Annotated in this window: 23 protein-coding genes; 3 read left to right on the forward strand and 20 right to left on the reverse strand. The window is 57.0% G+C overall.

The genetic code is table 11. From position 1 onward, the window contains the following. The coding region (locus tag ABEV74_RS18960) for an alpha/beta fold hydrolase (protein WP_430148482.1) at window positions 1–684 on the forward strand (684 nt) is incomplete at its 5' end. A 72-nt stretch (window positions 685–756) separates the two neighbouring features. On the opposite strand, the gene rlmH is transcribed toward ABEV74_RS18960, so the two are convergent. The 3 genes from rlmH to ABEV74_RS18975 form a co-directional block, all read right to left on the reverse strand. Further along, window positions 757–1,236: a 23S rRNA (pseudouridine(1915)-N(3))-methyltransferase RlmH gene (gene rlmH / locus ABEV74_RS18965; protein WP_430148504.1), complete on the reverse strand. Its 480-nt coding sequence runs from the start codon at window positions 1,234–1,236 to the stop codon at window positions 757–759. Between the two features lie 323 nt (window positions 1,237–1,559). Continuing rightward, entirely contained in the window at window positions 1,560–1,727 is a 168-nt protein-coding gene (locus ABEV74_RS18970) for a CxxH/CxxC protein (RefSeq protein WP_082655003.1), read from the reverse strand. A 248-nt stretch (window positions 1,728–1,975) separates the two neighbouring features. Next, window positions 1,976–3,310, reverse strand: coding sequence for a S1C family serine protease (locus ABEV74_RS18975; RefSeq protein WP_430148507.1), 1,335 nt, complete (start codon window positions 3,308–3,310; stop codon window positions 1,976–1,978). Between the two features lie 316 nt (window positions 3,311–3,626). Here ABEV74_RS18975 and ABEV74_RS18980 point away from each other — a divergent pair, with 316 nt between their 5' ends. Then, a complete protein-coding gene (locus ABEV74_RS18980) occupies window positions 3,627–3,845 on the forward strand; it encodes a hypothetical protein (protein ID WP_430148485.1) in 219 nt (72 codons plus the stop codon). Here the strand turns inward: ABEV74_RS18980 and ABEV74_RS18985 are convergent. The 14 genes from ABEV74_RS18985 to ABEV74_RS19050 form a co-directional block, all read right to left on the reverse strand. Continuing rightward, window positions 3,814–4,620 carry an MBL fold metallo-hydrolase gene (locus ABEV74_RS18985; protein ID WP_430148488.1) on the reverse strand — a complete coding sequence of 269 codons (807 nt, stop codon included), beginning with the start codon at window positions 4,618–4,620 and terminating at the stop codon, window positions 3,814–3,816. The two genes, ABEV74_RS18980 and ABEV74_RS18985, sit on opposite strands and share 32 nt — an antisense overlap. A gap of 1 nt (window position 4,621) precedes the next feature. Then, window positions 4,622–5,410: a two-component system regulatory protein YycI gene (yycI, locus tag ABEV74_RS18990; protein WP_062489824.1), complete on the reverse strand. Its 789-nt coding sequence runs from the start codon at window positions 5,408–5,410 to the stop codon at window positions 4,622–4,624. Continuing rightward, window positions 5,410–7,140, reverse strand: a complete 1,731-nt coding sequence (locus ABEV74_RS18995) for a YycH family regulatory protein (protein ID WP_430148491.1) — start codon at window positions 7,138–7,140, stop codon at window positions 5,410–5,412. The genes yycI and ABEV74_RS18995 overlap by 1 nt, the downstream gene beginning before the upstream one ends. Further along, a complete protein-coding gene (gene walK / locus ABEV74_RS19000) occupies window positions 7,137–8,969 on the reverse strand; it encodes a cell wall metabolism sensor histidine kinase WalK (protein WP_062489818.1) in 1,833 nt (610 codons plus the stop codon). The genes ABEV74_RS18995 and walK overlap by 4 nt, the downstream gene beginning before the upstream one ends. Continuing rightward, window positions 8,966–9,715, reverse strand: a complete 750-nt coding sequence (yycF, locus tag ABEV74_RS19005; protein WP_062496400.1) for a response regulator YycF — start codon at window positions 9,713–9,715, stop codon at window positions 8,966–8,968. The genes walK and yycF overlap by 4 nt, the downstream gene beginning before the upstream one ends. 237 nt (window positions 9,716–9,952) lie before the next feature. Continuing rightward, window positions 9,953–11,533, reverse strand: a complete 1,581-nt coding sequence (locus ABEV74_RS19010; protein ID WP_430148494.1) for a peptidoglycan DD-metalloendopeptidase family protein — start codon at window positions 11,531–11,533, stop codon at window positions 9,953–9,955. Window positions 11,534–11,664: 131 nt separating this feature from the next. After that, window positions 11,665–12,486 (reverse strand): ICP22 family protein, encoded by an 822-nt coding sequence (locus tag ABEV74_RS19015; RefSeq protein ID WP_430148497.1) that lies wholly within the window; start codon window positions 12,484–12,486, stop codon window positions 11,665–11,667. A gap of 208 nt (window positions 12,487–12,694) precedes the next feature. Beyond that, window positions 12,695–13,978 carry an adenylosuccinate synthase gene (locus ABEV74_RS19020; protein WP_062489812.1) on the reverse strand — a complete coding sequence of 428 codons (1,284 nt, stop codon included), beginning with the start codon at window positions 13,976–13,978 and terminating at the stop codon, window positions 12,695–12,697. A gap of 204 nt (window positions 13,979–14,182) precedes the next feature. After that, window positions 14,183–15,538 (reverse strand): replicative DNA helicase, encoded by a 1,356-nt coding sequence (gene dnaB / locus ABEV74_RS19025; protein WP_062489807.1) that lies wholly within the window; start codon window positions 15,536–15,538, stop codon window positions 14,183–14,185. Between the two features lie 19 nt (window positions 15,539–15,557). Further along, the gene (rplI, locus tag ABEV74_RS19030) at window positions 15,558–16,001 is read right to left on the reverse strand and encodes a 50S ribosomal protein L9 (RefSeq protein WP_062489805.1); all 444 of its coding nucleotides are present in this window, start codon (window positions 15,999–16,001) and stop codon (window positions 15,558–15,560) included. Next, a complete protein-coding gene (locus tag ABEV74_RS19035; RefSeq protein WP_062489803.1) occupies window positions 15,998–17,959 on the reverse strand; it encodes a DHH family phosphoesterase in 1,962 nt (653 codons plus the stop codon). Before ABEV74_RS19035 ends, rplI begins: the two co-directional genes overlap by 4 nt. 15 nt (window positions 17,960–17,974) lie before the next feature. Beyond that, a complete protein-coding gene (locus tag ABEV74_RS19040) occupies window positions 17,975–18,889 on the reverse strand; it encodes a DUF2232 domain-containing protein (RefSeq protein WP_062489801.1) in 915 nt (304 codons plus the stop codon). Between the two features lie 154 nt (window positions 18,890–19,043). Then, window positions 19,044–19,511, reverse strand: a complete 468-nt coding sequence (locus tag ABEV74_RS19045) for a CBS domain-containing protein (protein ID WP_062489799.1) — start codon at window positions 19,509–19,511, stop codon at window positions 19,044–19,046. A gap of 50 nt (window positions 19,512–19,561) precedes the next feature. After that, a complete protein-coding gene (locus ABEV74_RS19050) occupies window positions 19,562–20,617 on the reverse strand; it encodes an LCP family protein (protein WP_062489797.1) in 1,056 nt (351 codons plus the stop codon). 213 nt (window positions 20,618–20,830) lie between these two features. Between ABEV74_RS19050 and ABEV74_RS19055 the strand changes: the two genes are divergently transcribed. Further along, the gene (locus ABEV74_RS19055) at window positions 20,831–21,181 is read left to right on the forward strand and encodes a DUF4870 domain-containing protein (RefSeq protein ID WP_062489795.1); all 351 of its coding nucleotides are present in this window, start codon (window positions 20,831–20,833) and stop codon (window positions 21,179–21,181) included. 80 nt (window positions 21,182–21,261) lie between these two features. Here the strand turns inward: ABEV74_RS19055 and rpsR are convergent, their stop codons facing one another. The 3 genes from rpsR to rpsF are packed head-to-tail and all read right to left on the reverse strand — an operon-like array spanning window position 21,262 to window position 22,397. Next, window positions 21,262–21,534 (reverse strand): 30S ribosomal protein S18, encoded by a 273-nt coding sequence (gene rpsR / locus ABEV74_RS19060; RefSeq protein WP_062489793.1) that lies wholly within the window; start codon window positions 21,532–21,534, stop codon window positions 21,262–21,264. Between the two features lie 18 nt (window positions 21,535–21,552). Further along, window positions 21,553–22,077, reverse strand: coding sequence for a single-stranded DNA-binding protein (gene ssb / locus ABEV74_RS19065; protein ID WP_062489791.1), 525 nt, complete (start codon window positions 22,075–22,077; stop codon window positions 21,553–21,555). 35 nt (window positions 22,078–22,112) lie between these two features. After that, window positions 22,113–22,397, reverse strand: coding sequence for a 30S ribosomal protein S6 (gene rpsF, locus ABEV74_RS19070; protein WP_062489789.1), 285 nt, complete (start codon window positions 22,395–22,397; stop codon window positions 22,113–22,115). Window positions 22,398–22,534 lie beyond the last annotated feature (137 nt).

Consider the following 22,534-nt stretch of genomic DNA (forward strand, 5'->3'; position numbering starts at 1 on the left):
CGCACTTTCGAAATTCAGGTTGAGTCATTATCCTCGAGATATCGCGTATATGCAGTAGACGTCATAGGGGAATTCAACCGAAGCGTTACGAAAATCCATTTTCGAGAGAAGAAAACTTACGCTGATTGGCTCGCTGCGTTATTAGATCAGTTGAGCATCGATCAAGCAAGCTTCATTGGACATTCAAACGGGGGATGGCATGTGCTGAACTTCACGATGCACGAGCAGCACCGGGTCAAGAAGATCATCCTACTTGCTCCTGCCGCGTCATTCGCCCCCTTTAGGAAACAATTCGGTATACGTCTTCTAGCAGCAAATATCATTCGAACTCGAGCGATAATTATCAATTTCTGCGCTAAATGGTTCATTGCCAAAGCGAATCATGCTAAAGTAAGCGAAAGTCTTCTCGAGCAATTTTATCACGGGATCATGGGCTTTAGTTGGAAGCACAAAATCTTGATTCCATCCGTCTTTCCTGATGAAGATTTACAACGAATCAAAGTACCCGCGTTACTATCGATCGGAAATAACGAGGTTATCTATAAACCAAATCGCGTTTTTGCCAAGGCGAAGCAATTTATTCCGCATATCCGAATCCTCTCTGTTCCGGGTGCCGGGCATGCGCTGAACCTAGAGAAGCCGGATTACATCAATCAAAAGATGTTGGACTTTCTCAACACATAAGGATATCTGTCTGTCACATTATATAAGATTCAGAATTTGTTGCTCGATATTCCATAGCACCAATATTCGCCGTTACTTATGATACGGTTCCCCCCGGTTGATCTTGAACGCCCGGTACACCTGCTCCAGCAGCAGCACGCGCATCAGCTGGTGCGGATACGTCATGCGGCCGAAGGAGAGCCGCTTGTCCGCCCGGGCCAGTACCGCCGGCGACAGGCCGAGCGAGCCGCCGATGACGAAGGCGACGGAGCCGCCGCCGTATACGGCTTGCTTGGCCAGATGCGCGGCGAGCTGCTCGCTCGTCCACGCCTCGCCGTCAATGGCCAGCGCGATCACATGTGCGTCCGGCTTCAGCGCAGCGAGAATGCGCTCGCCCTCGCGCGCTTTCACCTGTTCCGCCTCCGCTTCGCTCAAGGAATCGGGCGCCTTTTCGTCCGGCACCTCGCGCAAGTCCAGTTTGGCATACGGTCCAAGCCGCTTCCGGTATTCCGCCACTCCTTCGTTCCAATACTTCTCCTTCAGTTTCCCTACCGCAATAACCTGTATCTGCATCAATCGGGCAACTCCTTAGCAAAGTTTCGATCAATTTCGATCACGCCAGGTCCGGCCAGACGTTCCAAACCCTACTCCTAATCCTAGCCCTAACCCTGACCCAGACCCAGATTTGACTCTATTCTAAATAACTTTAACTCTATCTCTGTCCTTAATCCCTGTCTTATCCCATATCCATCCGAACCATTTCCAAACGGACCATCCGGACCCTCTACATCGTACCACAAGCCTCGAACAATGCAAAAACCCGCTCATCCTCCTTTACAGGATTCAAAGCGGGCCGCTGCCGATCACCAATATTCGGCTTAACTCCTCACCACATGCTAAACTACCAGAAACGTCGCCGGCTTATCGCACAGTTCGCATTGTACGGGAGGCTCCCAATCCGCGAATTTCGTTTCCTTCAAGTCCACGATATCCGGCGCATCCTCGTACTCGTCCACGAATTTGTCGATCGCCAGTTCTACATGCTCTTTGCATACACAATACATGCTTGGCCGATGTCCCTCGTTCTTTCGTTGACATTTCACGCGGCTGCACACGCCCCCACGCCAGACGAATGGCAGAGGCCGTCCTTAAATCCGCGCAAGTTCTATCCTACCATCCAGTCTGTCCTTCGGCAAGCGGTTTAATCCCGGTTCGGCCCGGCCGACCGACGCTTGCTCTTCCCGAATGACCGGGCGGCATCTCGGCCGGAAGGGCAACCGGCTCAGCCGCCTCCATGCCTTCCAAGGTTCCGCTACTCTTCCTCGTCGGTTCGCTCTTCCAGCTTGAGCTTGGTCGTCATCTTCTCCCCGTTCCGGTAAAACGTCACTTCCACTGAATCCCCGATCTTCTTCTCGCTATATAAATATTTGCGCAGCTCCAGCGTGCTGCCGACATCCTGCTTGTCAAGCTTCACGATCAGATCGCTGAACTTCAGCCCCGCCTTCTTCGCCGGCCCGACCGCTTCGAGGACGATAATGCCTTCCGACACGTCATCCGGCACCCGAATCGTCTCTTCGTCCAAATCGTCCGATCCCTCGACTTCGGCTTCTTCGTCCGTCTCCTCTTCCCCTTCGATCAGCCATTTTTGCTGCTTGCGATGCTGCTCCAGATCGATCGAGTAGATGCCGAGATACGGCCGTGCGATCTTGCCCTGCTCGCGCAGCTTCTCGACGATCGGCATGACGTCGTTGATCGGAATGGCAAAGCCGACGCCCTCCACGCCGAAATCGGCAATTTTCATACTGTTGATGCCGACGACGCGCCCGTTCAGGTCGATCAGCGGCCCTCCGCTGTTTCCCTGGTTGATCGACGCGTCGATCTGGATCACTTCCATCTCCCAGTCGTATACTCCGTCCTGATTGAGCGATACCGGAATCGTGCGCCGCGTCTTGCTTACGATGCCCATCGAGATCGAGTCGCCGAGTCCGAGCGGATTGCCGATCGCGATCACCCATTCCGCCTGCCGCAGCTTGGAAGAATCGCCGATCTCCGCAACCGTGTCGATTCCTTTGCCGTCAATTTCCAATACCGCCAGATCGGAGATCTGATCCTTGCCGACCACCTTGGCCTCCCGGGTTTCGCCGGACAGCAGCACCGCCTTCACCTTATCCGCATTGGCGACGACATGATAGTTCGTGATGACGAGCGCCTTCCCTTTCGCTTTCGCATAGATGACGCCGGAGCCGACGCCCGCTTCTTCGAGCGGGTTGTCGTCCGGATTGTCCGTCTCTTCGTCCAGCCCGAGCTGTCCCGATACGGATTGTTCATTAATAATGCTGACTACGGCAGGCCGCACTTTGGCGGACGCCTGAATCGTCCGCTCCAGCGGATCGTTCGACAGACCGGACGTAGCGGCCACCGGCATGGCGTGATTGCCATTCGACCGGTTAGAACCGAAACCGGCGCCTGTCACCAGCGTAAACAGCAGCACCGCGACAATCGCGCTGGCCAGCGACGACACCGCCGCAATTCGCAGGCTGGACCAATTGCCCGTTCGGCCGAATCGGAAGGGCATCTCCCTCATCTTTTCCTTTCGGGCGCGCCGCGTCACTTTCGTCGAGTAAAAATTGTCATCAAAAAGGCCCATCATCTCTCACTCCCCTCGATGCCAGGCAACAAGCACATACGAACATAAACGGTTTCGCCGGCTTAAACGGAGAAACGCCGTTGCGCGGCGGAAATAGAATCCCCATCTATTTTCAAACCAAACCGAATGGGCGCAAAAATCCTCTGCTATGTATAACGAAACAGAGCTGCGGGAAGTTGCGCAAAATTTGCAGGGATTATACGTTTAAAATTAAGGATTATGACGTTCATGCTTCAGAATCGGAAACGCCAGGAATGTTTTGGATTCATCCGTCTACAATAGTATATAGATCATAGAAAACAAAGGAGACGTTCCGATGAAAAATAAAAATTCCGCCTGGGAGCATGTCCAGCTGGGCGCCGCTATCGCCGATTTGAAAAACGATCATTACCGCACGCTGCTAGCCCTGAGCGCCACCCTCGAGCTCCTTATCGACAAAGGGCTGCTTACCCGCGAGGAAATCGAACGCAAATCGGCCTTGATGGAGGCCGAAATGGACAACCTTATCGGCGGCGAACTTCGTCCCATGGGGTAGGCCGGTCATGATAGGTGTCTCTCAGCGGGATTTCGTCTTTCTTGAAAAAGATGCCGCGGTCTTCGAGCTGCTGAATAACCGTCAACCGCGCCAAATCGTGCAAATTGTGATCGAGACTCAGATGCGCCAGATAGACCCGCTTCGTCCGATCAGTCAGCAGCTCGCATAATGCCTCTCCCGCCGCCACGTTGGACAAATGCCCGGTGTCGCCGAGAATGCGCCGCTTGATATTCCACGGATACCGCCCCATCCGGAGCATCTCGGTATCGTGGTTCGCTTCCAGCACGAGCACATCCGAATCTTCGATCTGATGCTTTACTTTGTCGCTTACATAACCGAGATCGGTAGCGAGGCTGAGCTTCTCGCCATCCTCATAGAAGCAGAAGCCTACCGGCTCCGCCGCATCGTGCGAGATCGGGTAGGATTGCACCTTCATGCCGCCAAAATCGATCGTCTCGCCCGTTTCGATGACGACCCGTTTCTCCGGCTCGATCTGGCCGACCTGCCGCTCCATCGCGTTCCAGGTCGCCTCATTGGCGAATACCCGAAGCCCGTACTTGCGCGCGATCGCGCCGAGTCCTTTAATATGATCCGAATGCTCATGCGTGACGAGCAGGGCATCGAGATGATGCCCCGCCACGCCGCGCTCCGCCATTAACGCTTCCAGCTTTTTGGCGCTGAGGCCGGCATCTACCATGACGGTCGCTCCGTTCCCCTGAACGATCGTCGCATTACCGGTAGAGCCGCTCGCCAGTACCGTAAACCGCAGTCCCATATTATTCCTGTCCTGTCCTTTCTCCCTCTTCCCGGTCGTCTTCCCCTGTTTGCGCGTGATCCTTCTCGCTGAATACTTCGCCGCTGATCGCATGAACGAAATACGGCTTTCCTTCTTCCGGCAACACCCGCCAGGCCGGCGCCGCCACCTGCGTTTCGGAATCGAAAATTTGTCCGTGATAGCCGAGGCGAATTTCCTTGATCGTCGTCCCGTTCGGCAAATAATTCGTAATGAGCGGCCCGATCGCTCTTGAGGCCGGCAACACCGTCTGCTCCTTCGCTTCGTCGGTCTGGCTGAGCTCCACCCGCTTCTGGCTGTACGCCTCGATCTTCTGGTTGCGGTAATACAGCTTCAGCTCGACATCGTACATCGGCCTCCCGTCAACCATCCGATACAGGACGAACACCCCGTCTTCGCTCGCCGCGGGATCGAAAGCGTACAGCTCCAGATCCGGTATGATGCCGCCGAGTTGCTTCAACAGTTCTTTCTCGGAAAAAATAATTTTGCTGTCGACCGGCTCCGGCAGCTCCTCCCGCTCGTCATCTTCCGGCAGCGCCGTAATGCGGTAGGTCAAATCCTTCAGCTTCGGCGTTTCGTCCGGAATGCTTGCCGTGGCCCCGAGCTGGATGTTCTTCTGCTGCATGACGCTTAGCGTCTCGGGCTGCAAATCTTTAAGATTGACGTTCGCGTTCAGCTGCTCCCGAATATCCGTCCACAGCTGGTAAGCCAGCACAATATTCAGGAGCAGAAAGGCGAGTATGAGCACGCTTTTCGCACGTCCCCAGTCCATTAGCCGTCACCCCCCGCCTGCTCGAAGACGGCCTTCATTCCCGCCGGGTTGCTTGGCTGTAGCAAGCCATGCCCTGCGCCGCCGGAACGGGATGCGCCAGCTCCCCGCAGCGGGACAGCCGCCCCGGCTTCCGGATGCAGGAAGGCGGCTTCCGCTTCTCCGCCATCCGGTCCGCCATCCGGTCCGCCTCCGGCTTCGCGCTCCCGGACGGCCCCTTCCTGCGCTTCATCCGGCTCCGTTCCCGGATCGCTGCTCTGCTCCGCACTATTCGCATCTCCCGAATCTCCGTTCCGCTCTGCGGTGCTCCCGCCCGCCGAACGGCCGCTTGATCCGGTTTCGTCCTGCGCACCCTCTGCATCGCGGCCGTCCTCCCCGGCGCCTGCCTCCTCATCCGGCTGAACAAGGACTTCCGTCCCCAGCGCCGAGCCGTCGAACGAAGGCGGCATTCCGCCGAGCAGAATATGCTGCGTGCCGTCGGTCAGACGGACCGCCCATACCGGCTCGAAGCGGATCAGCCCCTCTTCGACCGGCAAAGCCTGCAGCGCCGGGTACAGCGCCTTGACCTCCGAACGCCGGTCATACCCCTGCAGCGCCCGCTCCAGCGCCTCGCCGCCGGGCAGCCAGCGGACTTGCTTGCTCTCCGGCCTCTCCCGCAGCGTAATCAGCGATCGTTCATATTCGACAACGACGCCCTGCTGCAGCGTAAGGCTCATATAGCCGAAGCGGAACGGAGCGACGGTAACAATCGGGTATGTCCCGTAATACTGCTGGAACTCCACGTAACCGCGCTCCCCGTCGACCTCGGCCGAAGCCAGCCGATGACGGCCGTCCCAGCCGCCGTGCTCGTTGACGAACTGAACCGATGCGTACACATGCTCACTTTGGCTCACCCGCCCTTCCTGCGGGGCGGCGGGATCGGTATATTCCAGCCATTTGCCGTCCTGCTCCACGCGCAGACCGCGCTTGCCGTCCGTATAAATCTGCGAGTCGCCGCGCTTCTCCAGCGCACGCGTGACGGCCGGGTCGAAGAACAGATTGCGCCGCATCAGCTCCGGCGAGTACGTCTCGTAGCCGATGACCGCTTCGACCGATTTGACCGGCCTTGTCGGAATATACAGCCCGTCCGGCGTCGGCTCGTACAGCGTCCAATATTCGCCGAATCCGACATAATCGTCGACATCGCTTACCGTCAGATCGGCTTTCACCGCTTCGAACACCGTCCGTCCGTCGGCGCTGAAAAAGTAGGTCATCACTTCATCGGAATCGTGCTTCTTGTAAATCCATATCCGGTTGATCAGCTCGTCCGCCATCCCCGGCTCATCGTCGAGCTTGAGCGATTTGCGCAGCAATTCGACCGGTATGCCGGTGCCGAACCGCAGCTCCACGCCCGTATCGCGATCGCGGATGACGTCCCAGTCGACCGAATATACCGTTTCGCGCCGAAATCCGCCAAATTCCCGGCTTTGCAGCGCGCCGTAGATCAAGTTATAGAACGTGTCGTCCGGATGCAGCACCGTATGCCGGCTCCGGCCGAAATGCAGCACCATCTGCTCCGGAAACACCAAATGTTCCAGCTGCTCTTCCCGCCCCATCGGCTCGGCATTGACATAGTCCTGCTCCGTCCTCACCGTCGCGCCGAGACCCGGCACCTGATACGTCAGAAAATAGCTTTGCACCAGACTGAGCGCCACGAGCACGGCAAGTATGGCGGACTTCAGTTTCTCCATCATGCCGGCTCACTCCCTTCGTGCGGAACGGGCAGCGTAAACGTCACCGTCGTGCCGACGTTCAACTCCGATTCCAACGTGATGGTGCCGCCATGGGCTTTGACTATTTCCCGGGCAATCGACAGCCCGAGGCCGGTACCGCCCATATTGCGGGAACGCGCTTTGTCGACGCGATAGAACCGGTCGAAAATATGGTTCAAATCCTTCTTCGGTATGCCGATGCCGGTATCCCGCACGGAAATCGCAATCGTCGAAGCGTCCCGCCGGTAAGCCGACAGCTCGATCCGTCCGCCGTCCAACGTATATTTGATCGCGTTCGACATGAGATTGTCGAGCACCTGATCGATCTGGTCCCGGTCCAGCCAGACGTCCGGCACGCCTTCCTCGACACGAACCGACACCCGGATCGCCTTCTGCCGCAGCTGGAACGAGAAGCGGTCCGCCACCTCGTCCAGCATATCCGATATATTCATCTTCTGCCTGCGCAGCTGCGCCTGCTGCGAGTCGAGCCGCGACAGGTGCAGCAGGTCGGTCACAAGCCGGATCATTCGCTCGGTCTCGTTGCGGATGACGCCGATGAACCGTGCGGCCAGCTGCCGCTCCTCGAGCGCTCCGTCCTCGAGCGCTTCGGCATAGCTGCGGATCGTCGTCAGCGGCGTGCGCAGCTCATGCGACACGTTGGCGACGAACTCCCGCCGCGACTGCTCCAGCTTCTCCTGCTCCGTCACATCCTGCAGCACCGCGATCGTTCCGGCGATTCCCTCGTCGCGCCGGTGGATCGGCGAGAACGTGACGCGCAGCACGCCTTCTTCGCCGCCTTCCGCCGGCTCCCGCCGTATGATCGCCGAGCGCGTCGCCGTCCCCATCCAGTCCGCGAGCTTCTCCTTCGAAACGCCAAGCAGCTCCGCCAGCCCGCAGCCTTCGCAGGACGACACGCCGAGCAGGTCGAGCGCGCGCCAGTTCCACACCATGACAATGCCCCGCTCATCGGCGGCGACGACGCCGTCGCTCATATTCGACAAAATCGAGGCCAGCTTCTCCTTCTCTTCCTCGTTGACCGACAGAGCCTCCCGCAGCCGCTTCGTCATATCGTTGAAGGCCGCGCTCAGCCGGCCGATTTCATCGTCGCCGAGAACCGGCACCTGCTGGTCGAACCGCCCTTCCGCAACCGCCGCCGCGTGCTTCGTCAGCGCCTTGATCGGGCTCGTAATCGTATGCGCAAGCAGCACGCCGAGCACACCGGTCAGCCCGAGCGCAAGCAGCATCCCCGATACGAAAATGCGGTTGACCCGCTCCACCGTATCGTACAGCTCGTTCATCGAGGCGACGATATAGACCGCGCCGACGACTTTGCCCTCGTTCATGACCGGCTGGGCGATCATCTTCTTGCGGACGCCGTCCTCGTCGACCACTTCCTCTTCATTGTCGCGAATGCTCTGCAGCGCGCGGCTGACCGCAAGCGAAGTGTTTTTCTGCCCGACATAGGCTTGTTGGTCCTGCTGCGATGTCGCCAGCACTTTGCCGTTCGCATCGAGCACCTGAATTTCCGCCTCGCTGACGCCGAACAAATTGTGCACGAAGAAATTCAGGCTGTCCGCCGGCGACTCGTCCGTTCTCCCGTCCGGCTCGCTCAATCCCGCCAGGCTTTGCGCCACCATATTCGACAGCAGATTCGCCTGGTCGTTCAAATTCGCGGTGAAGTTGTCCTTCAGCGAATGCTTGACCGTACTGACGAAGTAGACCCCGATCAGCTGCATCGCAATCAGAATAAGCAGCACATAGATTACGATCAGCTTGAATTGAACCGTGCGGAAGAAGCGGCGGCCGATCATCCGAATCCGTAGCCTCCCGATTTCGGGTTCCGCATCATGTAGCCGAGACCGCGCCGGGTCAAAATATATTCCGGACGGCTCGGATCATCCTCGATCTTCTCGCGCAGCCGGCGGATCGTCACATCCACCGTACGAACGTCGCCGAAATATTCGAACCCCCACACGGCTTGCAGCAGATGCTCGCGCGTCATCACCTTGCCGCTGTTGCGCGCCAAATAGTACACCAGCTCATACTCGCGATGCGTAAGGTCAAGCGGCTCTCCATTCTTGTAGACGACGTACATATCGGTATCGATGAACAGGTTGAAAATGGCCAGCCCCTGCTTCTCCTGCCCGGCGTCTCCGTGCGGCGCTTCGTTCGTGCCGACGGCCCCCGTCAGCTTCTGCTGGCGCCTCAGATGCGCCTTGATCCGCGCCAGCAGCTCGCGCGTGCCGAACGGCTTCGTCACATAGTCGTCGGCCCCGAGCTCCAGGCCGAGCACCTTGTCGATTTCCGTATCCTTCGCCGTCAGCATAATAATCGGGACCTGCAGCCGGGTTCTGACTTCGCGGCATACATCCATGCCGTCCTTCACCGGCAGCATCAGATCGAGCAGAATCAGATCGGGCGACTCCTCGAACGCCAGTCTGACCGCCTCGCCGCCGTCAAACGCGCAAATCACCTGATAGCCTTCCTTCTCCAGGTTGAACTTCAATATATCCGCAATCGGCTGTTCATCGTCCACAACCAAAATTTTTCCCTGCACCGAAATCACCTGCCCGTCTTATAACTAGTTTCATTCTACCACACCGCGGCGCCTACGCCCAAGATGACCGGGCATCGGCCTTCGCGGCTTTGCCGTCCCGGGCGAGCGGAAAACGGCAAAATAACGGCGCTTCGTGTAAAGATAATCCAAGTATAGCATGAAATAGGAAAGAGCGCCGCGCGGCTTTCCAATGCCGCGACCGGCGCTCTCCTTTCACTCGGGCGTTTCGCCTGGCGGTTACAAATAATCCAGCGGATTTTGCACCGCGCCGTTCTTATGGATTTCGAAATGCAGATGCGTGCCGAACGATCGGCCCGTATTGCCCATAATCCCGATCGGATCGCCTTTCTCCACGATCTCGCCTTCTGCGACCGAATACGAGCTCAAATGGGCGTACAGCGTCTTGTAGCCGTTGCGGTGATTAATAATGACCACATTGCCGTAACCGCTCTTCACGCCGGCAAATTCCACGACGCCTTCGTCGGCCGCCTTGATCGTCGAATCGCCGACCAGGTCGATCCCTTTATGCAGCCGGCCCCACCGCTTGCCGAATTTGCTCGTCAGCGTCGCGCCGGATACCGGATATTCGAAATCACCGGTGCCTTCCCCTCTGACGACCTTGGTCCCTTTCATGACGATTTTCGGAGAGGACGGCTTGATGACGACGGTACTGACCAGCTCACTGCTCACCAGAACGCCGTTGCGCTTCACTTGCTTGTATGTCAGCTCGCTGATCCCCTTGATTCCTTCGGATATCACTTTCGACTCGCCGACGCGCATTTCGTCGTTCTCGCGAACGACATAGTCCGGTTTCGTCTCGACTGTCTTCGTGAGCCGTTCCACCGTCTCCACGTTAATTTTCGGCTCGCGGACGGTCAAGTCGAGCACATCGCCGACCTTGATCATGTCGTTCTTGATCCAGGGGTTGTTATCATAAATGACCTGCTTGTCGATGTCGAACTTTTCCGCGATGCATCCAACACAATCGCCGGGCTGCACCGTATAGGTCGTTTCGGCTTCGGTTCCGCTTACGATCGTCTTGTACATCGTTTCTTCGTCGACAATTTCCGTGGGCTGCACTTTGGCGGATTGCGTGTCGACATCCTCGACAAACTTGACCTGCTTCACCTCGCGGTTCGACTTCGGCGAAACCGACTTCTGTGAAGCGGACTCCGGAGAAGAATCTTCGGCCTTGCCGTTCGCGTTATACGACATCGGCCTGACGTTCATCACTTCGGGCATGACCAGTTCCGGCGCATATTCCCCTTGCACCCGCTGCAACACGCGCTCCGCGGTCGCCTTGTCCTTGACGACGCCGATCACTTCGCCTTCCACCTTGATCTCCACGCCGACCGCATAGAATGCAATCTGCTTTTCCAGCTTGTCGAGCGTCGCCTCGGTGTCGGGCACCGCTTTAAATCCGCTGGCCGGCTCGTACGTCAGGCTGCCGGTTTCCAGCTCCATGTCCACTCCCGGATTCTCCCGGGCCGCTTCTTCCTTCTTGAGAGCGAGCAGCTCCTCGACCGCTTCCGGCGAGTCGACGGTTCCGAGCTCGGTCCCATCTTTATAAAGATGATAGTATGATACCGTATTGGCTTTCACATAATAGGTTCCGCCGAATCCCGCGGCTGCCGTCAGGCCGAGCGCGATGGATACGGCAATCGCCGCCTTGCGTTTGCGGGACGGTGTGCCTGACGACTGCGGTGCGGACGACCGAGCGGTCGTCGCGGTTCCGTCCTGTCGCGGAGCAAGCCCGAGCGTACTCGCAATTCGGCTCCATACGCTTCGCTGGCGGTTATCGTCCTTCCTTGCCGTCATGTTATTCTCCTTTAGTCAACTCTAACCCGTTGATGTTCTATTCTTCAAGCATATAAAAAAAGCGTGGTTCCTACGGACTACCTCCGGGAACTACGCTTTTTACTTTACCATAGGCTAGTATTTGAGGGGCATTAATATTTTTTCAGAATATTCATCAACTCTTCATATTCCGATTTGTCGAGATGCTGCGCAACGATTTGCTGAATGTCGAGCATTTCCTGTTCCGTCAGCCCGTCCTCCACATAGCCCGACAGCGTCTGCCACGCTTCTTCGGGCAGCTTGTCCGTCAGCATGACGAAAATTTTCGCCTTGTCGTCCGCGCTGATCCGGTCCTTCGCCGCATTCAGCTCTTCCGGCGTCAACGCCGTCTCGCCTCCGGATGTGCCGCTGTTTGCCTTCGGCCCCGACCCGCTGCCGATTCCCGTCAGCGGCGCATCTTCATCCGGCAAGGACGCCTCCAAGTCGCCGTCGGCCTCATCCAGCCGGCCGAACGCATCGTCTGTCGCAACCGGATCGCCGCCTTCCGCATCCTCGGCCGTACCTTCGTGCGCGCCTTCGACCGCCTCGCCGGTCTCGCCTTCCGTCTTGCCTTCCGCCGCATCTTCCTGCGATTCCTCAAGCGCGCCTTCTGCGGTACGGTTCGGCGTTTCGCCGCCTCCGGCTCCTTCCTGTCCGCCAGCTTCCGCACCGTTCGCGCCCGTCCCGCTATCGCCTTTCGTCTCCGCAGCGCCGGACTTGCCGCCGCTGTCCGCTGCAATCTCTCCGTCCGCTCCCCATAGTTTGCCCCATACGCCCGACAGCGCGAAAGGCGTTACTTCGAGCGGGACGTTGTACTGCTTGAGCAGCGTCTCCACATAGCTGTTTACAATATAACCGGTCGTCCATATCGATAAAAAGCTGATGATCAGCCCCGCCGCCACCGTCTTGGCCAGCCATTCTGCCCATTTCCACATTGTTCGCATAACCTCCGATCTGCGCTGGCGCGCACACTTCCATAACTTTCCCATATTTTTCATTATGGTCAAGCGTTCGAGGAGGCATTCTTTTTATTTGAAAAATGTGCCAAAATGCTCGGATTCCTTCCCAAGCAAAAAACCGCTCGGGACAAGGCATGTCGTTAGCCTCGTCTCCGAGCGGTTTCGTACCGGCGTTTATGAAAAATCAATAAATCGGACGGATCTGATTCGTCTGTTCGCGATTGCGGCCGACCGAGAAGATCGCGATCGGAATACCGGTCAGCTCCTCGATGCGCTCCAGAAAACGGCGCGTGTTGGCCGGCAAATCTTCCAGCGTCTTCGCATTCGAAATATCTTCGCTCCAGCCCGGCAGCTCCTCGTATACGGCTTCGCATTCCGCAAGCATACTTAGGCTTGCCGGGTAATGCTCGATCAGCTGTCCGCGATACTTGTAGGCGGTGCAGATCTTCACCGTTTCCAGGCCGGACAGCACATCCAGCGAATTGAGCGACAGGCCGGTAATGCCGCTGACGCGGCGGGCATGGCGGACGACGACGCTGTCGAACCAGCCGACGCGTCGCGGACGGCCGGTGACGGTGCCGTATTCGTTGCCGCGCTCGCGAATCCAGTCGCCCGTCTCATTCATCTGCTCGGTCGGGAACGGGCCGTCCCCGACGCGTGTCGTGTAGGACTTGGCAACACCGATGACCTGCTGGATTTTGGACGGACCAACGCCCGAACCGATGCACACCCCGCCAGCCGTCGGGTTGGACGAGGTGACGAACGGATACGTCCCTTGGTCGATATCGAGCATGACGCCTTGCGCGCCCTCGAACAGCACGTTTTTGCCGGCGTCGATGGCATCGTTCAACACGACCGACGTATCGGTTACGTAGCTGCGCAGTTTCTCCGCATAGCCCAAATATTGCTCGATGATCTCATCCGCGTCGAGCGGTCCGCCGCCGTAAACCTGATCGATGACCTGGTTCTTTTCCGCGATCAGCCGGCGAGCTTTCTCTTCGAACTCCTTGGCGTCCATCAAGTCGGCGATGCGGATGCCGTTGCGCGCAGCTTTGTCCATGTAGCACGGACCGATCCCTTTGCGCGTTGTGCCGATCTTGTTGTCTCCCTTGCGCTCCTCCTCCAGGCCGTCCAGTACGAGATGGTACGGCATGATCACATGCGCGCGGTCGCTGATTTTTAAATTATCAGTAGAAAAACCGTTATCTTGAATGTATTGGATTTCTTCAATCAAGGCTGCCGGGTTAATGACCATTCCATTGCCGATTACGCAAATTTTGTCATGATTGAAAATTCCGGACGGGATCATGGTCAGCTTATACTTCTTGTCCCCGATCAGAATCGTGTGCCCGGCGTTGTTCCCTCCCTGGTAACGGGCGACGACGTCGGCGCCTTCCGCGAGATAGTCGGTAATTTTGCCTTTCCCTTCGTCTCCCCATTGCGTTCCGACTACAACAACCGTAGACATGATCATACCCCCGAGTCATGTTGGCGCCCATGCCAAACGGTCTGAAACCGTTTCGGCCTGTACGAGCGCGCAAAAATGGGCCGCCTCGGCCAGCCATCCTGCTAAGGCAGCATTAATAGTGTACCAGCCACATTTCCGGAAGTCAACAAAAAAGCGAACAATTGCAATATAACCCATGCAATTGTTCGGGAATATAGACATCTGTCACGAAGCCTCTCCGTGATGAACCCGATCGAGGCTGACAAATTTATTGAAATTTTTAAGAAATACGAGCTCGACCGTTCCGACCGGACCGTTCCGCTGCTTGGCGATAATGATCTCGATGATGTTCTTCTTTTCGGTCTCTTTGTCGTAGTAATCGTCCCGATACAGGAAGGCCACGATGTCCGCGTCCTGCTCGATCGAGCCGGACTCCCGGAGATCCGACATCATCGGCCGTTTGTCCTGCCGCTGCTCGACGCCGCGGCTGAGCTGGGACAGCGCGATGACGGGCACTTCCAGCTCCCGCGCGATCTGCTTGAGCGTCCGCGAAATTTCCGACACTTCCTGCTGCCGGTTTTCCCCCGGCTTGCCCCGGCCCTGGATCAGCTGCAAATAATCGATCACAATCATGCCGAGTCCGCGTTCTTTCTTCAGCCGCCGGCACTTCGCGCGAATATCGGCCACGGTAATGCCGGGCGTGTCGTCAATGAAAATTTGTGCCTCCGACAGCGAGCCGATGGCCATCGTCAGCTTCTCCCAATCGTCTCCTTCGAGAAATCCCGTCCGCATCCGGCCCGCATCGACGTTCGCTTCGGCGCAGATCATCCGCTGCACGAGCTGCGCCGCGGACATCTCCAGGCTGAAGATCGCGACCGTCTCTCCGGCGCGCACGCCGACATTCTGGGCGATATTGAGCGCGAATGCGGTCTTGCCGACCGAGGGGCGCGCCGCCACAATGATCAGGTCGCTGCGCTGGAAGCCCGACGTCATCTTGTCCAGATCGGGAAATCCCGACGGAATGCCCGTCGTGCCGCCTTTGTGCGAATAGAGAAACTCCACCCGCTCGAATACTTCCATCAGCACGTCGCGGATCGAGACGAAGCCGGAGCTGGAACGGCGGTTCGATATTTCGAGAATGCGCTGCTCCGCCTCGTTCAGCAGCGCGCCGACGTCTTCGGCGGCGCTGTAGCCGTTCGAGACGATTTGCGTAGCCGTCCGGATCAACCGCCGCAGCATCGACTTCTCTTCGACGATCTGCGCGTAGTAATCGACGTTCGCAGCGGTCGGCACGCTGCTGACGAGCCGCGCCAAATAGCTGACGCCGCCGACCTCTTCAAGCAGCTGCCGGTTCTGCAGATGCGCCGTCAGCGTCACGAGATCGATCGGCTGGTTATCTTCCGCGAGCTCGATCATCGCTTCGAATATTTGCTGATGCGGGACGCTGTAGAAGTCTTCGCTGCTGATTCGTTCCATCGCGGTAATGAGCGCATCCGACTGCAGCAGAACGGCGCCGAGCACCGCCTGCTCGGCTTCCATGTTTTGCGGCGGAACGCGGTCGAACCATGCTTCCTGGCTCATCGTCCGGTTCCCCTGCCTTTCATTCTTCCGTCGCCTGAACTTTAAGAGTCGCTTTCACTTCCGGATGGAGCTTCACCGGCACCTGCGTCACGCCGAGCGCGCGGATCGGCTCGTCCAGCTCGATCTTCCGCTTGTCGACCTTGATCCCCATCGCCGCCAGCGCTTCTGCAATCTGCTTGCTCGTAATGGCCCCGAACAGCCGTCCCCCTTCCCCGGCTTTCGCCTTGATGACGACCGTCAGCTGCTCCAGCCTGCCGGCGAGCGCCTTCGCCTCTTCCCGCTCCCGCTCCTTGCGCTTCTCTTCGGACTTCTGCTGCACTTCAAGCGTCTTCAGGTTGCCGTCCGATGCGATCTTCACCAATTTTTTAGGGAGCAAGAAATTGCGTACGTATCCTTCCGACAAATCTTTGACTTCGCCTTTTTTCCCCTGACCTTTCACGTCCTGCAGAAAAATCACTTTCATTCGAACAACCCCTCTTCCCTGTCGATTTCGTCAAGCACTTGTCGCAGCTTGGCCGCCGCCTCGGCGACCGTGCCGTCGAGCTGAGCCGCAGCGTTGGTCAGATGCCCGCCGCCGCCCATACGCTCCATCACGACCTGCACATTCATATCGCCGAGCGACCGGGCGCTGATCCCGATCTTCCCGTCGGTCCGCTGTCCGATCACGAACGAAGCGAGAATGCCGGTCATATTCAGCAGCGTATCGGCCGCTTGCGCGATCAGGAGCTGCGAGTATTGGCGGCCCGAATCGATCGCCGCTATGGCGATATGGCCATAGCAGATTTCGGCATGCTTGATAATCTCCGCCTTCTTGACATATTCCTCCAGATCTTCCTTCAGCATGCGCTGGATCATCATCGTATCGGCGCCGTTGCGTCTCAGAAACGACGCCGCTTCGAACGTGCGCGCTCCGGTACGGAGCGAGAAGCTCTTCGTGTCGACCGTAATGCCCGCAAGCAGCGCCGTCGCCTCCCGCACCTCCAGCACGACCCGATCGTGAATATATTGGAGCAGTTCGGTCACCAGTTCGCACGTCGATGACGCGTAAGGCTCCATATAGACCAGCACCGCATTTTGGATAAACTCCTCGCTCCGGCGATGATGGTCCACCACGACGATCCGCTCGGTCTGGGCGAGCAGCTTCGGCTCTTTCACCATCGAAGCTTTATGGGTATCGACCACGACGACGAGCGTTCGGCCGCTTACCATTCCGAGCGCCTGCTCCGGCGTCACGAACCGCTTGGCGAGCCGGTCGTCCTCCCGCAGCATCTCCATCATTTTCTGAATGGCCGGATTGATCCCTTCGAGCACGATATGAGCTTCGCGGCCGAGCAGTCTTGCAGCCTTCAGCACCCCGATCGCCGCGCCGACCGCATCCATGTCGGGCATTTTGTGGCCCATAATGACAACGTTCTCGCTCTCCTTGATCAAATCCCGAAGGGCATGCGCGACGACACGCGCCCGCACGCGCGTCCGCTTCTCCACGGCGTTCGACTTGCCGCCGTAGAACGACTGCCGGGGGCCGACTTTCACCGCCGCCTGATCGCCGCCGCGGCCAAGCGCGATATCCAGACTGGTCTGCGCCCATTGGCCGAGCGCGCATATCGAATCGGCGCCGGAGGCGAATCCGATGCTGAGCGTCATCGGAATTTTCTGCTCGGCCGTCATTTCCCGCACTTCGTCCAGCAGGACGAAGCGCGACTGCTCCAGCTCCCTGAGCGTTTTCTGATCGGTGATGAGCAGGAACCGGTCCGACGCCAGCCGTTTCAAATAAATCTCATAGCGGTTCGACCATTCCGTAATTTCGGCGGTCACTTTCGAAAGCAGCAGGCTGCGCTGCTGATCGTCCATCCCCTGGGTCACTTCCTCAAGATTGTCCATGACCACGATGCCGAGCGCAATTTTTTCATCTTCATACCGTTTTTCCAACTGCCACTTGTCGGTAATATCGGAGACATAGATCAGCCGGTCATTCGGCTTCACGTACAGCTCGTATACGGATGAACCGATTTCCGTCTGAACGGTTTCTTCTTTCTCCTTGATTTGCTGAAGCGAGGGAAAGAGCTCGGCAACCGGCACGCCGATAACGGAATCCCGATCGAGCACCCGCTCCACATAAGCATTGTGCCATTCGACAACGTAATCGTCGTCATACAAAATAATACCGAACGGCAGATCGTTTATGATCTGATTGCCTGCCTTTTTTACCCGATACGACAATTTGCCCAGGTAGGTCTTCAAATCCCGGCGAAACGACCTCTCGGCGAAAAACGTGAATACCGCGAGCGCTACCGTCAGCAGCAGCGCAACGATGCCGAGCGGCCAATAAAACGAGGCCAGTCCCACCGTCATGGCCATCATCAGCACGAATGACAAAACCTGATGCATGCCATGCCAGCGTTTGACAAGAAACTTTGGCATTTCCTTTCGCCCCTGTCAAGATTTCGTGAACGATTTCCGTATCGGAAACGCAACATCCAGCACGCCGATCAAACTAAGCGGGGGAAATAACAGAACCGGTATGGACATAAGCAGCGGCACCGCCCGGCTCCACCTCCGCTGATGGGCTATAAAGAAGAAAAATCCGATCGTCTGAATCGCAAACACAAAACGGAGCAAGGGCACCAGGTTCAGCAGCGCGACGCTGATGAACGAAGTGTCCTGCGGCGATATGAACATTTCCAGCACAATCGCGACCAAATAGTAAAATACGAGCGACCGCGGCACCATCCATTCATGGGCCGGCGGCATGCCCGGCACGTCGATGCCGTAGGCCCGCAATATGCGGCGAGCGATAAAATGCGTCAGGACGGAGTAGAAAAAAGCGATGGAAATAAAAACGAGCGGAAGCGAATGAATCATCACGCGGATCATCGCTTCGGTCATCTCTTCGTTCCACTGCGGAGGCATCATCCCTTGCGCCAGTAGATCGTCTGTCATACTCCGCACCAGATTGCTCATTTCCTGAATTAGCGACAGGTCGAGAATGACCTCGAACAGCACCAATTCGAGCATTAGTTCTCCAAGTATGGTCAAAATAGCCGCCGTCAATACAACCCGGGCAGCGGTTTTTTTGCGGTAGAGATGGCCCATGATCACTGCCGGAACAAGAAAGAACAGCCCGACCACCGGCGCAACCGGCCCGGCGATCAGAAAGGCGATGGCCAGGACGACCGCTGCCTGTATAGCGAACGATTTCGTCGGAAGCATCGTATACAGGATAACATACGGCACCATCATCAAGGTAACCGTCAATACGTTCAGCGCAGGCAGCAGCAGCACGGACAGCAACAGCAGCAAAGATCCCGCGCTCCAAAACAGGGATTTCAAACCGAACTTCAAACCGTTCACCTCTTAAGGTCAGGTTGTTCCAAAGGCTATACCGTTCATTATAGCACAAATAGCTATCGCGCCATAAGGCGCGATTAAAGAAGCGGGCAAGACGGCAAAGGCGGACCCTGCGTACGCGGGGACCGCCTCTGTTCGATTAGGGCAGCGATTTCGTTTATTCTTCGCTCCGCGCCGCAATGCCGGTGCGGTCGGGGACGCCGTTCGCAGCTTCGCCCGACAGAATAAGACGCTCACAATAATCGATAATATCGCTTCTTCGCACGATGCCGATAAACCGGTTCATGTCATCGACAACCGGCACGAAGTTTTGCACTTTGGCGAGCGATATCAAATCTTCCATATTGGCATCGATTCGCACCGGCCGATTCGTCGCCCGGCGCGGCACTTCGGAAAGCTTGACCCGATTCGTCCGTTCGAACGACAGATCGGCGCGGCTTTTCAGAAACCACAACAAATCGCCTTCGGTCACCGTCCCGACATACAAGCCGTCCTCATCCAAAATCGGAACCGAGGAATACCGGTGATATTCCATCCGTTCCAGCGTCTGGCGCAGCGTTGCGTCCTCGGTGACATATACGACTTCCTGCTTCGGCAATAAGAAAAACGCTATATTTTTCGTCAAATTGCAGCACTCCGTTCCATCTTGGGTTATGGAGGAGCCAACGCTTTATTTCAAGGTGCCGCCGTTTCCGGGGCCGACAGCGTCCGCGAACCGTTATCGTTCTTCGGCCGGTACTTCTCGGGCAGCGGCAGCTGCGCTTTCGTCGTCTTCTCATCCATCCAGCCGTCAATTATCGCCTTCACCTGCTCCAGATCCTCGTCGTCGGCATAGAAATACCAGAGATTCGACTTCCCGCGTCCGCCTTCCCCTTTCAAGGTATGGCTGTAAATCGTGCGCGAATCGGCCTGAAGCAGCGTTTTGGCGAGCGATATGATTTGGTCCGGGGACATGTCCGTGCTGAAATTCTCACCCATAATATCGATAAGTTCGGGAATTTTCGTCCACTGATCCACGCCTGACGCCTTGTCCAGCATGGCGTTGATAAAGATTTGATGGCGCCCCGTTCGGCTCATATCGCCGCCCGCATCTTCGCGATAGCGCACGTAATTCAAAGCGTCGGTTCCGTTGTACAAGTCCTGGCCGCCTTTAATGACAAACTTCTCGTGATCGCGACCCTTGTTCACAATATCTTCCTCGATCGGCAGCGCGATGCCGCCCATGGCGTCGATCGCATCCTTGAACCCCTTGAAATTGATCGAAGCGTAATAATTTACCGGCGCGTCGAAAAGTTGTTCCACCGTCTCGACCGCCATCTTGGCGCCGCCGAACGCATAGGCATGATTGATTTTATCCTTCTCCTCCCGCCCGGCGATTTCCGTCAACGTGTCGCGCGGAACGGATACCATCAAGATGGCCCCGTCCTTCGGCCGTACGACCGTATAGATGATCGTATCGGAGCGGCCGCTCGATTCTCCCTCCCGCTGGTCTACGCCGAGCAGCAGAAACGAGATCGGCTTCGTATCGGTATAAGCAACCGGCGCCGTTTGTCGGCCTTCTAGCGGCTTGTATGATTGTTCGAGCTTTTTCTCTACCTTTTTCGATAAGAACAAGTCAAAGCCCAACATGGCGAGAGCGCCGCGATTGAAGTACCCGACAGCGCCAAGCAGTACGATAAAGGCCGTCAGGCCCGACACCCACTTCCATTTGCGGCTTATTCGTTTTTTCACGGTTATTCTCCTATCCCCAATTGGTATTCAACGACTCTCCTCTATTTTAAACGACATAATCCCGCGTTTAGTTACAATAATTTTACGAAAAAAATAGGTCCCGCCCCCAATGAATGGCAGCGAATCATTCTATTATCAGGTCTATTCGCTCCTGGCCGGGAATAGACATCCCATATAAAGGACAACGTTAGCCCCGCGAAAGGATGAGCTGTCATGCCCTCTCTTCCTGTTCCGGACCGGTCTTCCACCGGGCTCGATCCGAAGCTGGCCGGTCTGCTTTGTTATTTCGGCATATTCGTAACCGGCATTCTGTTCCTTATTTTGGAGAAGAACAGCCGATTCGTCAAGTTTCATGCGATGCAGTCCATCGTCGTCTCTTCCACTTTTATCGTGATCCAGCTGGTGCTCGGAGCGGTCCCCGTCATCGGCTGGCTGATCGGTCTCGTTATCGTTCCGGCCGCTTTCGTGCTGTGGATCGCGCTTATGCTGCTGACGCTGCAAGGACGGCGGTATAAAGTGCCGGTCCTCGGGGATATCGCCGAGCAGATGGCTTCTCACTATTAAGCGGCGGCGGCGTTCGCATGGCCGCAAAACAAAACGGCAACCGCATGGAATCGGTTGCCGTCTTTATCCGTTCTGCTGTTTTATTCGGTCGTGTAAGGCAGAAGCGCAACTTGACGGGAACGCTTGATTGCGATCGTCAAGAGACGCTGATACTTCGCGCTTGTGCCCGTTACGCGGCGAGGCAAAATTTTGCCGCGCTCGCTGATGAACTTCTTGAGCAGCTCGGTATCTTTATAGTCAATGTGCGTAATTTTGTTGACCGTGAAATAGCACACTTTGCGGCGCTTGTTGCGGCCTTTGCGGAACTTGCGCTCCGGGCGCTCTTCGCCGCCTTCTCTTTGCTTGAAAGCCATGCATATCCGTCCTTTCCTTTAAAATGGCAAATCATCTTCCGAAATGTCGATCGGTCGTCCGTCATCCGAGAACGGGTCGTCGTTCCGCGAAGAACCGCCGCCGGAACGGTTGCCGGAGTAATTCCCGCCGTAACCGCCGCTTCCCCCGAAGCCGCCAGCGCTTCCTCCAGTGCTTCCGTAGCCGCCGCCGTATCCTTCCTCGCGCGCGCCCCCGCCATCGCGGTTCGGCGATTCGAGGAACCGGACATTATCGGCCACGACCTCCGTCACATAAACGCGCTTCCCCTCGTTGTTCTCGTAGTTCCGCACTTGCATGCGGCCCTCGACGGCTGTCAAACGGCCTTTGCGCAAATAGTTGGCGCACGTCTCGGCAAGCTGGCGCCATGTGACGACCGGAATAAAGTCGGCTTCGCGCTCGCCCTGACTGCTGGTGAACGGTCTGTCCACAGCCAGCGTAAACTGGGTAACCGCTACGCCGGACGGCGTATATCGAAGTTCAGGGTCTCTCGTTAATCTGCCGATGAGAATGACGCGGTTCAACATCGCAAACAACCTCCCAACCGTCGCATTTCTTGCGTTTAAGCAACATCCTTAACGATCAGATAACGGATGACTTCGTCCGTAATCTTCATCACGCGGTCCAGTTCGGCAACAACGTCGGTCGGAGCGTTGAATTGCACCAGAACATAGTAACCGTCACGATGCTTATTGATCTCATACGCAAGACGGCGCTTGCCCATCACTTCTTGCTTCGTGACTTCACCGCCGTTGGAGATGATGCCATGGAATTTGTCGACGACACTTTGCAGCACTTCCTGCTCGACGTCGGGACGAACAATGTACATCACTTCATATTTGCGCATCGTATTTCACCTCCTTTTGGACTTAACGGCCCCTCCTGGTTCGAAGGAGCAAGGAGCGAGGCGTCTAACTCGCATACCTTATAACTATACCAAAGCGGCTTTTTCTTGACAAGGGGGCGCGATCACTCAGTTAAAAT

Origin of the sequence: Paenibacillus cisolokensis (assembly GCF_050481165.1) — a bacterium.
GTDB lineage: Bacteria > Bacillota > Bacilli > Paenibacillales > Paenibacillaceae > Paenibacillus_AH > Paenibacillus_AH cisolokensis.